We start from the raw sequence: 13,083 nt of genomic DNA, 5'->3' as shown, positions 1-13,083 counted from the left end.
AAAAACGGGCATGAGCATCGTAGAAGCTCTGCGTTTTTGCCCCGCGCTTACCATCCTTCCGCCAGACCATGGGTATTACCGCGCCCTTTCCGATCAATTGTTCGCTTTACTTCAAACCCTCATGCCCACGGTAGAACAGTGCAGTATTGATGAGTTTTTTTGCGATATTTCAGGCATGAACGAGGCCCAAATTCCTGAAGCCTTTGCTTTACATGTAAAGCACACTATCACGCAAACCTTGGGACTTCCCGTTTCCATCGGCATCTCTTCTGCTAAGTGGATTGCCAATCTTGCTACCAATGCCGCCAAGCCCGATGGCATCCGTTACGTACCCCGTGAAACCATCGCTGCGTTTATCGCATCCAAACCCATCGAACATTTCCCCGGCATCGGAAAAAGCACCCAAGAAAAACTCCACAAACACGGCATCCAAACCCTTGGCCAAGCCTACGAGGCAAAGCATCTGTTTTGGCAGTGGGGGGAGGGCGCGAAGCAGTTGTGGCGAAAGATTGCAGGAGAAGACAAAGAGGTGGTTGAGGTATCTAAACAGCGCAAATCCATCGGGCTTTCGCGCACCTTTGACCCCATCGTATCGCGGGAAGAGTTGCACCGTCGTGTGGTGGTGCTGGTGCGTCACATCGCGTTTTTGGTGGTCAAGTCTGGTGTGCATCCCGCAACTTTTTCCGTAACTCTTCGCTACGAACACGGAAAAAAAATCACCCAGCGGTGCACCCAACACCGTTTTTTTAGTGAAGCATTTTTGCGCCAACGCGCCTTAGCACTTTTTGATCAAACCGATACATGTAAGCAAAATAAGGTGAATTTTCTAGGCCTAAGTGTCAGCCATTTTTTAGAGCACCATGGACAGAGTGTTTCGTTGCTTGATTTTTGTGAAGACCAAAAACGCCGGTCTATTGAAGCCTCGATGCATCAAATCCGCTCGCGTTACGGCCTTGATGCTATCGTTTCTGCGCGTGAGCTGGGTGCTAAGGAGCGCAAAAAATAACCTTCATTATCCAAAAAGACGAAAAAAAGCTTTCTATTTATCATTCGTTAAGTTGGTATTGTTATAGTTACGCCTTGTTTTAGATTTTCAAAAAGGATTTTTTGTGGCGAAAAAACTTCACCTCTTTCTCTTTTTTGCGTGGCTTGTGGCCACGGTTTCAACTCTCGGAAGCCTTTTTTTTAGCGAAGTGATGGCGTTTATTCCTTGCACACTGTGTTGGTATCAGCGTATTGCGATGTATCCGCTTGTTTTTATTTTGGGGCAAGGATTACTAACCAAAGAAGCCACAGCATCAGCAAAAATTGCTTTGCCCATCGCGCTCTCTGGGTGGGTGATGGCGGCTTATCACACTTTGTTGCACGCTGGGATTATCAGTGAGGAGGCAGTGCCTTGCTCTCAAGGGGTGCCATGCTCTGTCAAATACATCGAATGGTTTGGGTTTGTCAGCATTCCTGTGCTCTCGCTTGCAGGGTTTAGTTTGATTATTGGAGCAATAGTGCTTTATTTAAGGAGGGTTTCTCGATGAATCAACGTCTACTTGTTGTGGCGAGTGTAGTGCTTTTGATAGTGGCTTTTATGTTTGCAGCAAAACAATACCAAGCGAGCCAAAGTGCGCCAACTATGAGCAAGGAGCAACAAGCGCGCCTAATGCCTTCCTACGCTCCTACGTTAGGGCCAAGTGATGCCAAGGTGACACTGGTAGAGTTTTTTGACCCTGCGTGTGGCACGTGTGCACAGTTTTCCCCTTTGACCAAAGCACTTGTCAAAGAGTATGGTGGCAAGCTCCGCTTGGTGCTTCGGTATGCCCCCTTTCATGAGGGTTCAGAAACAGTTGTACAAATGATAGAGGCGGCAAAAGCCCAAGGAAAATACTGGGAGGCTTTGAGCGCCTTGCTTGCAAGTCAGCAGACGTGGGTTTTCAATCACCGTGTTTTTCCCGAGCGTGCATGGCCTGTGCTTGAGCAAGCAGGGGTTGATATCGTGGCGTTAAAAGAAGCCATGAAAGACCCTAAAATTCAGGCTATTATTGCCCAGGACGTTGCTGATGGAAAGGCGTTAGGCGTGAGTAAAACTCCCAGCTTTTTTGTTAACGGCACGCCTTTGGAGCGCTTTGGTTACGAGCCTTTGGTGCAGTTGATTAAGTCTTACATGTAAAGAAGGGGATTTACCCCTTCTTGATTGTTTCGATGAGTGCGTCCACGCGTGCCTTGGTAGCATCCCATGAAAAGACAAACCGTACACCGCCCGTCCCAATGAACGTGTAAAACAACCATCCCTCCTGCGCTAACTTCTCGATGCGCTTTGGGTCTAGTTCGATAAAAACGGCATTAGATTGGGTGGGGAATAGTAGCTTCACTCCCTCAATCCGTGCCACAGTTTCTGAAAAATACGCTGCCATGGCATTGGCGTGGCGGGCATTTTTAAGCCACACGTCATCTTTCAAAAGCCCGAGCCACTGGGCGGAAATGTAGCGCATTTTGGAAGCAAGCTGCCCTGCTTGTTTGCAACGGTACTCAAAATCTTCTGCCAATGCCTTGTCGAAAAACACCACCGCTTCCCCTAAAAACATCCCGTTTTTCGTCCCGCCAAAGCTCAGCACGTCTACGCCGCTCTCTTCCACAAAGGTTTTGGGGCTTACATGTAAAGAAGCCAGCGCATTAGCAAGGCGCGCGCCGTCGATGTGCAATTTTAGCCCGTGGGTTTTAGCACACGCTTTGATGGCACGCAACTCTTCGAGGGAATAGACCATGCCCGTTTCGGTGGATTGGGTCAAAGAGACGACTTTGGGTTTAGGGTAATGCAAGTCGGTGCGTTTGGTGACAAGGCGCGTGATGGATGCGGGCGTGATTTTGCCATCACCCTCTTTGGAGAGTAAAAGCTTCATGCCGTTGGAAAAAAACTGGGGCGCTCCGCACTCGTCGGTTTCAATGTGAGAAAGTTCATGGCACACGACGCTGTGGTAGGATTGGCACAAGGAGGCTAATGCCAAAGAGTTGGCTGCCGTGCCATTAAAAACGAAAAAGACTTCGCAAGGAACGCCAAAAAGCGCGCGCAGTCCATCGGCCGCGGCTTTGGTGTAAACATCATCGCCATAGGCCCTAGCGTAGCCTTGGTTGGTCTCATTGAGAGCATGAAGCACCTCGGGACAAGCGCCTGAGTAGTTGTCGCTTGCAAATTGTTCTTGGTGGAGTGGTTGCATGAGGATTTCCTTTTTTTGGGGCGCATTATGCCACGAAAACCCTTGATTAAAGTTCAGTGATGATGGGGCTGTATTGGCTGGTTCGGGCCTTTTTGATAGCAAGGTTTGCTCGTCTTACAAGTTCTTCAACACTTTCATCTTCAAGAAGAAGGTGGGCAATACCAAAGGCGCATGAGGCACTCATTTTGCCCGCATAAAGCGTTCGCTCAAAGTGGTGGTGTAAAGCCCCTGCAAAGGGTTCGACGCTACTGCAATTTTCGTGAGGACAAAGAAGCATGAGGGTGCTTCCGCCCCAGCGCCCCAGATAATACTCTGGTTTTTTCAGACGAGCAATGTCTTGAGTGATGCCTAGCAAAAGCGCGTCGCCTTTGAGGTGCCCGTGGTGTTCGTTGACTTGTTTGAAGTTTGTGACTTCGATTAAAATAAGCGCAAGGGGTGTTTTGGTTTGGCGCGCTTGGGCAAAGAGGTTTTGCAAGAGCTTGGTGAGCATGTAGTGGTTGTAGATGCCCGTTTGTGGGTCGCGCATAGAAACCGTACTGATGGTGTGTTTTGCTTTTTCAAAAGCCCGACCAATTTTGCTAATCTCATCCTCGTAAGGCCATAACTGACGGCCATTGATGGGGTAATCGCCGATGGCGTGGACAAACGACATGAGCTGCTGAAGTGGCTTGGTGATTTTAAAATAAAAGACCAAAAGTAGCAACAAGAGGCTCACCAGAAACTGCATGAAAAAATAGGTTGTATTGGCCCAAAAAAGTTCGCGAAGCTCTTTGTCGATAAACACAGAAGAAAATTTCAAAGAGACTTCCCCTGCGCGTTTGCCATTAACCATGATAGGAAGGGTTAGGGTTTGGATGGTGCCTTTTACCCGCTTGGGTACGAGGGTGTGGTAAAGAGGATGGGCGTCTTTTGTGTTCCAAACAGTGATTCCAACAACCCGCTCATCCTTTAAAAAAGCGTCAATGACTTCTTCTGTCATTTTTGCAGAACCATGAGAAAGTGGGAATTGCAGACTTGCTGCAAGTAGTGAAGCGGTATTTTGGTGGTCATTTTTGAGGATGTTTTGGTACTCTTTGTGTTGCATACTAAAGAGCAAAAATGCGCTAAGCATAATCGTCAAAAGCAAGGTGGCAATCAGGGCCAAAACAATGATAGTGTTAATTTTTTGGTTAAAAAACCAGTGTTTTAACATGTGCCCCGCTTTTTATTTTGGTAAACCATCATAATCAAAAAGCCCTTAAAAGAAATATGGTAAGCTTCCATAAAAAAGGGAAAAAATGCGAACAATCATCGGGGTAGTGTCTTTGCTTTTGCTTAGTGGGTGTGCGTACCAGCCTTCTGGTTTTTTTGAAGAAAAAGTGCGCGTGGTCTCCACTGAAGCACCCGCACCAATCCAAAAAACAGCAACACCAAAAGCACATTACGACGAAGGGTATATTAAGGGTATTCTTCGTAAGGTCGTCCATGAGGGGACGTCGGGCCTTTGGCATTATGAAGTGGAGGGCACGGACACATCAAATTTTAAACTCCCCTATGCGCGTTTTTCCCATACGGCTTTTTTGGCGCCCGTGGGCGCGGCAGTGTACGTGCAAATCGAAAAGGGAAAACTCCTCCAACTTTACGCGCTTGAGGGTGCATCTGTGGTCTCAAAAACTCAGATAAATCTCCCAAAATCACCCCAAAATCACCCCAAGCGCACCTTGAACCGTCAAGTATTTTCCGTCCCCGAAAGTGAGACCATTGCGCTTGATTAGGCGTTTACCGCTCGTTAACTACCACGGCGTATACTTTCATTAACGACAGCAAGCGTTATAAAGACTTCCTTAGAAAATAGAGGAGGGGCAGGGGCCACCTCCTCGTTACACTTCTTCTTTTAACCTCACTTCAAACTCCGCACCCTCGTCACTGTTTCGCGCTATTAAATTTCCTTGCATATTGTTTTCGATAATCATCTTTGACATGTAAAGCCCAATGCCAATGCCTTGTGAACTGGACTTGGTGGTGACATAAGGTTCAAAGATTTTTTCGATGGGTTCAATGCTAATGCCTCCCGCGTTATCCTTTACATGTAAAGAGACCATTCCTTTGTTTACTGCTAATTCTAAGGTGATGGTGGGGTTTTTGGGCTTGGTGAGGAGTAATGCGTCTTTGGCATTGGTGATGAGGTTGAGCAAAACTTGTTCGTATTCGTTTTGAAAACCTCGTACGTACGCATCACGAGGGGCTTTGATCCGAAGGTGAATATGGTAATTTTTTAAAGAAGCATGGCAAATGGTGAGCACAGAATCGATACGCGGAATAATGGCAAAAACTGTTTTTTGTTTATCAGGTGCAAAAAAATGGCGAAAATCATCGATGGTTTGGGACATGTAGTCGATGAGATGTTCAGCTTCTTTACTTTTTTCTTGGATGATGGTGGGGTTGAGGGTTTGGCTAAGGTAGTGAAATTTGAGTCCCATAAGCAAGGCAGAAAGCTCCGTGAGGGGTTGGCGCCATTGGTGGGCGATGTTGCTAATCATCTCCCCAAGGGCGATAAATTTTGATTTTTGGATGAGCAACTGTTCTTGTGCTCTGTTTTTGGAAATCTCTTCATGAACACGCTGTTCGAGGGTTTGGTTGAGGGTTTGGAGTTCTTGGGTTTTGGCCAACACTTCTTCGCGATACTGGGTAAAAAAGTGTTCAATCTGTTTGCCCAAAACAATGGCAAGCCCGTAAGCAATGAAGGTAAAAAAGAGAAAAATCACAACCGTAGAGGTGATGTCTTGACGCGTGTCTTTGAGAAGTGCTTCGCGTTTTTGTTCCAAAAGCGCATCAATGTCATCCATATAAGCGCCTGCTGCAATGATCCAATCCCACGGTGCATAATGGCGAAAATAGGTCACTTTCTGGGAGAGGATTTGGGAGCCTGGTTTTTTATACATGTAAGGAACAATCGCCGTGCCCTGCTCGCGAATCCCCTCAAGGGCAAGTTGCCGAAAAGGCACCCCTTTGGCATCTGTGTACCCTGTGGCAATCAGCTCACCCACCAAATCGGGGCGGTTGGGATTTACGAGCATGGTGGCAAAAGCATCTCCGCCTTGCAAATCGTGCACGCGATACGCAAAGATATAATTTTCCTTTGGCGTTCCAAAGCGTACCGTAGACATCCACGCAATAACCCGTTCTTGAAGTAATGTTCCCTCGCCCCCTTGGTGTGTTCGGCGGAACTCGATGTAATCAACAAGCGCGTCTACCTCTCGTTTAATCTCTTCTAGGCGGTGCTCTTCTAGGCGGAGTTTTGTTTCGGCAATCTCTTTTTCCATGGTGTCGTATTGCTTGGAGATGAAAAAATACCCTGTCAAAAAAGTAAGCGAAGAGATGATAAGCATGGAGGCAATGATGATGGTGTGGGAAATGTTGCTCTGCGTAAGAAGGCGCATGGAGTTCCTTACATGTAAAGGGTTTTTGATATAATACACAAAATTCTGCCACGGGACCCCCGCCAATGACCCCTGAACTTCTCCAGCAACTTTCCCGCATCAGCGTCATGTATGTCGAAGATGAACCAGGCCTTCGGCGCAACATTGGGGGGATGCTTGAGGTGCTTTTTGGGTCTGTACTGCTTGCAAAAGACGGAGAAGAAGCCTTGGAGATGCTCAAAATGCACCACCCGGATTTGATTATCACAGATGTGCAAATGCCAAATTTAGGGGGCATAGGGCTAGTAAAAGCACTACGCGCCAAAGGTGATATGACCCCTGTGATTATTCTCTCTGCGTATGCTGAAGTGGATGATATGATTGAGGCGATTGAGCTCTCTTTGGTGCGCTATATCATCAAGCCAATTACTGAAACAAAACTCGCCAGTGCTCTAGAGAAGTTTCTCTCCGCGCGGGCGCAAAATCTTGTGCTGGAAGCAGGGTGGGAGGTGGATTTTACTACGCATACGGTTTTTGCACCAACAGAATCTTTAATGCTGACAAAAAAAGAGTCCAAGCTGTTGAAACTGTTGGCTTTTAAAAAAGGTGTTGTTTCTTATGGCGAGATTGAGCAAGTTGTTTGGGAAGGGGAATACATGAGCCCTAATGCCTTAAGGCTTTTGGCGAAAAATTTACGCAAAAAGCTACCAAAGGGAACAGTTAAAAACCTCCAAGGGGTCGGTTATCTTCTTTAAAGTCTGCTTTGTTACTTAAAGTAACTTAAAAATAAAATGGTTTAAATGTTTCAAACAGTAACTAAGCCTGACTGCTTTTTGGAAATTTTGTAACAATTTTCCTAACGACATAATTTATACATACCTTTCATTTATAATCACTGTGCGCCAAAAGGTTTGGCGTTGATGATTTTACATAAATGAGGCAATGATGGCAGATTTAGATAAAACACTAGAAGGTTTAGGCGAAGAAGAGCGACGAAAAGTTAAAGAGCTCATGGAGAAAGATGCCAAATCTGAGCGAAAGCTAACGGGTCCTTGGTTGTGGTTGGCTTCCCTTATGGGCGCGGTGATGGTAATTGCCTATTTTTATGGGGCGGGGTATCAAGCACTTAGCACAGAATACCACTTGGGTGTTTATGTGTTGATTACCTTTGTTTTGATTTTTATCGCTTATCCTGCGGGTGGTCGCTTTGCTGTGGGGTGTATGTCGGTCTCTTCAGCGGTTTTGTTGGCAGTGGCCGTGAGTAGTTTTTTTGTTTTTACTTCGCCTGTGGCATTTTATGACCAAATCACTTTTTTTAAAGAGACGTGGGAATATGACGGCTTTGAAGTAGCCTTTGCGCAAGATTTTGGAGATTTGCGCATCTCGCTCTTGCTTGTCATACCTTTTGCTATCCTGCTTTTGCCTATTGATCAATGGCTCTCTCGTCGCTTTCACCACGCGCCTACGTTGAGCGATATTATCATGGCCCTTGTGATTGGCGGCGCAGTTATCTACTGGATGAGTCAATTTGAAGCGCTCAATTATCGTGCGGGGGCAGAAAACCAGCTAGATAAACTCGTGAGCGTCGTGGGCCTGATGCTTTCTATGGAAGTGTGCCGACGGGTGCTTGGGTGGTCGATTACTTTAATTGGGGTTGGCATGATTTGCTTTGCCTTGTTTGGTCCTCATTTGCCAGATCTTTTTGCCCACCGCGGGTTTGGGTTTGAGCGCGTGGCAACGGCACTATTTATCACCACAAATGGGGTATTTGGAGTCATGGCAAGCGTGCTTGCGACGTATGTAATTTTATTTATTTTCTTTGGGGCATTCTTGCAAAAGTCAGGAGCAGGAAAGTTTTTTATCGACCTTCCATTGGCACTTGCGGGGCGTTCGATTGGCGGGCCTGCTAAGGTTGCGGTTATGTCTTCAGCCCTGTTTGGGTCTGTCTCGGGAAGTGCTATTGCCAATACAGTTTCTTCGGGGGCATTTACCATCCCAATGATGAAGCGAGCAGGTTTTAAACCCCACGTAGCAGGCGCCATTGAGCCTGCGGCGTCTATCGGGGGGATGTTTTTGCCTCCCATCATGGGTGCGGGTGGCTTTTTGATGGCAGAACTTACGGGGATTCCCTATTCGCAAATCATGATACTTTCTATCGGACCAGCATTTTTGTACTTTTTATCTGTCTTTTGCTTAGTGCACTTTGAGGCTAAGAAAAACGGTATTCGTGGCATTCAAGGAGAGGAGCTTCCCCACTGGAAAGAGGTGCTTAAGGGGGGGTGGTTTTATGCCTTGCCTTTGGTGATTATCACTATCTTGTTGCTTACTGGGAGGTCTGCGGGAAATGCAGCGTTTTGGGCAACCCTTTCATGCGTTGCTACAAGTTGGGTGCATAAAGAAACCCGCATGGGCTTACGTGAAATTTGGGAAGCCATCCAAGTGGGCGCAAGAAATACGCTCATGATTGGGGCAACGGTGGGTGTCATTGGGGTCATTGTTGGAGTGATTTCACTGACAGGTATGGGATTAAAGTTTTCAGACTTGGTTATTTCTATGGCAGGGGACAGTTTATTAATCGCTCTTATTCTTGTTGCCATTGCCTCTTTGGTGCTTGGCATGGGCGTTCCGGTGACTGCAGCGTATTTGATTGTGGCAGTGCTTGCTGTACCAGCTCTTGCTGAATTTGGTGTTGCTGTTATTGCGGCGCACATGATTGTATACTGGTTGTCTCAAGATTCCAATATCACGCCGCCAGTGTGTGTGGCAGCTTATGCTGGGGCCGCCATTGCGGGGTCTGATCCATGGAAAACAGGATGGACCTCTTTTAAATTTGCCAAGATGCTTTATATTATGCCGTTGCTTTTTGCTTATGTGCCTGCGATGTTGCTTGATGGCACACCTTTTGAGATTTTTACTGCCTTTTTGTCTGCGACTCTAGGGACCATTGCTTTTGGTGCTTTTGCGATGGGATTCTTGCGTCGTAAAACAAAGCTTTATGAATTTGTTGTCTTGGGTATTGCTACTCTTTTGCTATACTGGCCTACGTTATTATCGGACGTAGCAGGAATTGCACTGATTAGTTTTGTGTGGTGGTTACAGCGGGATGCACAAGAGGTTGCACCTGTCAAAATAGCCTAAATAGTAAAACACTAACATTAAGGAATACATATGGCTGAGATTAAAAAGATACTTTTGGCAACGGACTTTTCAAAAGGTTCAGTGCGGGCAAGCGATATGGCACGCACCATGACACAGCTTGCTGGCGCACAACTTATTTTGTTGCATGTTATTACGGAACTTCCAGAAAAGCATACACGCCGTATGCCAGCTGATGTTGTCGATACGCTGATTCGCGAAGTGGAAACAGCAGCTGTAAAAGAGATGCAGGAGTTTAAAGAGAAGTATTTGAGTGATGTTGAAGCAAGAACAGAAATTGTTGTAGGAAAAAGCGAGGAGGTTATTTTAGAACAAGCCGCTATACATCAGGTGGATTTAATCATTTTAGGTACTCATGGCCGTACAGGACTTGATCGCTTAAAAGTAATGGTGGGTTCAACTACAGATAAAGTTGTGCGAAGTTCAAAAATTCCTGTTCTCACCGTTCGCGAACGCTAGGAAACATTTGGAAAAATCAACTAAAAAGGAGGTTGCAAACGGGGGCGATAGTGAAAAACAAGACATTTTATAGCAACCTGATTTTGGTTGTACGTTGGGCATTTTAACACTACATTGACCGTCGATGCTCGCGAGGTAAAGGTAAAAGCGCAAAAGCTTTTTAGTATTCTAAACCAACAAGGAGGTCTTCAATGACACTGGGTAAAATGTTTAAACTACCAACAAAGGTTGGAAAATTTGCCATGGCAGCGGTTGCCATCGTGGCACTAGCTTCAGGTACAGTTGCGCAAGCACAAACACAACGACTTGGTTTTTCTGGCGGACCAGATGGGGGAACGTTTCAGTTTTTCTCCAACGGTGTAGCGACACTTTTATCGCGCTCTTTGCCAGGTGTTGAGGTTTCCAATATGGCATCTGCAGGTTCGGTGGAAAACCTTCGCCGCGTTAACTCTAAAGATGCAGATTTTGGAATCGTTTATTCTGGTGACCTTTATCTTGGTATTAATGGAAAGCTAACTAATGATGCAAACCGCTACCGCAATGTTCATGCTGTGTCCTATTTGTATGGTGCACCTGCGCACTTGCTTGTACGTGAAGATTCTGGCATCACTGATGTCGCACAACTTGCAGGCAAGAAAGTGGCGGTTGGACCTGCGGGTTCAGGTGCCGCGGCTTCCGCACAACGTTTTTTTGAAAGCGTAGGCCTTTGGGATAAAATCAGCCCACAATACATTGGTTATTCTCAAGGTGCTTCGGCCATTGGTGACCGCCAAATTGATGGACTCTGGGTATTTGCAGGCTTTCCTAATGCCTCTGTAATCCAAGCAACAACAAGCAATAAAATGCGCATGTTGCAAGTACATGAAGCAGCTCAAAAAGGAACCTTGGGAACAGACCATCCTTATTATGCGCCTGTAACGATTCCTGCGGGAACCTATCCTGGTATTGACTATGATGTAGTTACTGTACAAGATTCTGCTTTGTGGGTAGCGGGCCGTCATGTTGACCAAGAGTTGATGTACAAAGCTATTGGTGAAGTCTATTCAGACAAAGGATTAGATTTTATGCGATCCCTTGCAAAAGCAGCTAAAGCTATGACAGTCGAATCTGCTCTTTCAGGCATTGTTACAACAGTGCATAAGGGGGCACAAAAGTATTGGACAGAAAAAGGCCACTCTTTAACAGAGGCTCAAAAGTAACACTCCTAGCGCCCAAGCTGTTTGGCTTGGGCGTTTCCCCCGCCCATAAAACCCCGCAAAGACAAAACAAAGTGCCCCAAGTCAACAAGAATAGGTATGTCGCAGCAAAAATTTAGAAAATATTTAAGAAACTTAGCTACCATACCACAGATTTTTGGCCTCCAAAGGAACCTCATGACCCCACTTACCAAAGCCTTGTTTGGCATGCCAGCCATGGTTTTTTTACTCCTCCTCTTTGCTGTTGCTAGCGGTACTGCCACTTTTATTGAAAATGATTTTGGCACTGAGAGCGCTTGGGCGCTTATTTACGCCTCGTGGTGGTTTGCTCTGATTCAACTATGGTTAGGCCTTGGCTTGATTTATAGTGCCTTTGCTTACAAACTCTTTAAAAAAGAAAAGCTTCCCTCTCTTGTCTTTCATGCTAGCTTTTTATTTATTTTACTGGGCGCTGGACTTACGCGTTATTATGGCTTTGAGGGCACCTTGCACATTCGTGAGGGAAAGATGGAGAACCGTGTGGTTTCTATGGAGCCTTTTGTGCAGTTGCGCGCTTATAAAGATAATGAAGTTTTTTCAGCAGACAAGCAACACCTTGTTTCGTTGTTGGACGTGTTTGGCGTGAACCGTTTTAGTCTCTCTCTCCCGCTTGGCGAGGATGAAGCCTCATTGCGTTATCACTCTTTCGTTCCCAACGCAACAACGCGCCTTGTGGAGGATGAAAAGGGGGAGCCTTTGGTGGAGCTTGTGGTGAGTTACAAAAGCCAACCTCGCACTATTATTTTGCGCCAAGGAGAGGTGTTTGAAACACCTGATTTGATTTTTGCTTTTGCTAAAAACGCCAATGAAACCATTGGTGCTCCCAAACCAACTCTTTACATGTATAAGGAAGAAAATAAGTTTTTTATGCGTTCTACTCACGCCTTTGGGTGGTTTAATATGGCTGATGCAACCAAGGGGGATTTTTTGCCTTTGGAGGTGCAAAGTATTGATACTACTCAGCTTTATAGCTTCAAAGACCTTACTTTTGCCCCCAAAAAACTTCTTTCTTTAGGCAAAGAAACTCTAATTAGCCAGCCGCCTAAGCCCAACGAAGCACCCAAGCCACATGCTCTTGTGGCCACATTAAGCTACAAAGGTGAACACAAAGAGGTCGTGCTTTATGGCCACGGACGTGGTCGCCCAGGGTACCCAGCACAAGCGGTGGCAGGGGGGCAAATGTTTCAAATGGAGTGGGGGTCCAAGAGTTTTGAACTCCCCTTCAATATTGAACTCATCGACTTCCAACTGGACCGCTATCCAGGTTCGCGCGCCCCTTCGTCTTATGCGAGTGAGGTCAAGGTTGTGGATGCACAAAAAAACATCACTTTGCCTTGGCGCATTTACATGAACCACGTTTTGGATTATCGCGGGTTTCGTTTCTTCCAATCCTCGTACGACCAAGATGAAAAAGGGACCATTCTCTCTGTCAATCAAGACCCCGGCAAATGGCCTACTTATTTAGGGTATTTCTTGCTAGCCGTGGGATTGCTCTTCAATCTTCTTAATCCTAAAAGTCGTTTTGGGGAACTTATTCGCTCTGTCAACAAAGAGATGGGCAGCGCTAGAAAACTAGTAGCCATCCTTGCCCTCGCAGGGTTTTTAACTTCTTCCCAAAGCCTACATGCC

Annotated in this window: 12 protein-coding genes; 9 read left to right on the top strand and 3 right to left on the bottom strand. The window is 46.2% G+C overall.

Annotated features, from left to right (window positions below; all coding sequences use genetic code 11):
- The 3 genes from JWV37_RS11955 to JWV37_RS11945 form a co-directional block, all read left to right on the top strand.
- Positions 1-1,006: DNA polymerase Y family protein (locus tag JWV37_RS11955; protein WP_205460059.1), on the top strand; the 1,006-nt coding region annotated here is incomplete at its 5' end.
- 103 nt (positions 1,007-1,109) lie between these two features.
- A complete protein-coding gene (locus tag JWV37_RS11950; RefSeq protein WP_205460058.1) occupies positions 1,110-1,532 on the top strand; it encodes a disulfide oxidoreductase in 423 nt (140 codons plus the stop codon).
- Positions 1,529-2,161, top strand: coding sequence for a DsbA family protein (locus tag JWV37_RS11945; protein WP_205460057.1), 633 nt, complete (start codon positions 1,529-1,531; stop codon positions 2,159-2,161). Before JWV37_RS11950 ends, JWV37_RS11945 begins: the two co-directional genes overlap by 4 nt.
- Positions 2,162-2,171: 10 nt before the next feature.
- Here the strand turns inward: JWV37_RS11945 and JWV37_RS11940 are convergent, their stop codons facing one another.
- Both JWV37_RS11940 and JWV37_RS11935 read right to left on the bottom strand, forming a co-directional pair.
- Positions 2,172-3,206 carry a threonine aldolase family protein gene (locus tag JWV37_RS11940; protein WP_205460056.1) on the bottom strand — a complete coding sequence of 345 codons (1,035 nt, stop codon included), beginning with the start codon at positions 3,204-3,206 and terminating at the stop codon, positions 2,172-2,174.
- 46 nt (positions 3,207-3,252) lie between these two features.
- A complete protein-coding gene (locus JWV37_RS11935) occupies positions 3,253-4,398 on the bottom strand; it encodes a GGDEF domain-containing protein (RefSeq protein WP_205460055.1) in 1,146 nt (381 codons plus the stop codon).
- 85 nt (positions 4,399-4,483) lie between these two features.
- On the opposite strand from JWV37_RS11935, the gene JWV37_RS11930 reads away from it, so the two are divergent.
- Positions 4,484-4,960 (top strand): hypothetical protein, encoded by a 477-nt coding sequence (locus tag JWV37_RS11930; RefSeq protein ID WP_205460054.1) that lies wholly within the window; start codon positions 4,484-4,486, stop codon positions 4,958-4,960.
- A gap of 105 nt (positions 4,961-5,065) precedes the next feature.
- Here the strand turns inward: JWV37_RS11930 and JWV37_RS11925 are convergent, their stop codons facing one another.
- Positions 5,066-6,625, bottom strand: a complete 1,560-nt coding sequence (locus tag JWV37_RS11925; protein WP_240332203.1) for a cache domain-containing protein — start codon at positions 6,623-6,625, stop codon at positions 5,066-5,068.
- Between the two features lie 65 nt (positions 6,626-6,690).
- Between JWV37_RS11925 and JWV37_RS11920 the strand changes: the two genes are divergently transcribed.
- The 5 genes from JWV37_RS11920 to JWV37_RS11900 all read left to right on the top strand — a co-directional run.
- Complete coding sequence (locus JWV37_RS11920) at positions 6,691-7,359, top strand: response regulator transcription factor (RefSeq protein ID WP_205460053.1); 669 nt, start codon at positions 6,691-6,693, stop codon at positions 7,357-7,359.
- Between the two features lie 187 nt (positions 7,360-7,546).
- A complete protein-coding gene (locus JWV37_RS11915) occupies positions 7,547-9,742 on the top strand; it encodes a TRAP transporter permease (protein ID WP_205460052.1) in 2,196 nt (731 codons plus the stop codon).
- A gap of 30 nt (positions 9,743-9,772) precedes the next feature.
- On the top strand, positions 9,773-10,219 hold the full coding sequence (locus JWV37_RS11910) for a universal stress protein (protein WP_205460051.1): 447 nt from the start codon (positions 9,773-9,775) through the stop codon (positions 10,217-10,219).
- A gap of 191 nt (positions 10,220-10,410) precedes the next feature.
- A complete protein-coding gene (locus JWV37_RS11905) occupies positions 10,411-11,418 on the top strand; it encodes a TAXI family TRAP transporter solute-binding subunit (RefSeq protein ID WP_205460050.1) in 1,008 nt (335 codons plus the stop codon).
- Between the two features lie 174 nt (positions 11,419-11,592).
- Positions 11,593-13,083: cytochrome c biogenesis ResB family protein (locus JWV37_RS11900; RefSeq protein WP_205460049.1), on the top strand; the 1,491-nt coding region annotated here is incomplete at its 3' end.

Source organism: Sulfurospirillum tamanense (assembly GCF_016937535.1).
GTDB lineage: Bacteria > Campylobacterota > Campylobacteria > Campylobacterales > Campylobacteraceae > Sulfurospirillum_B > Sulfurospirillum_B tamanense.
The sequence above is the reverse complement of the archived record's forward strand: the minus strand, read 5'-3'. Positions and strand labels throughout refer to the sequence as shown.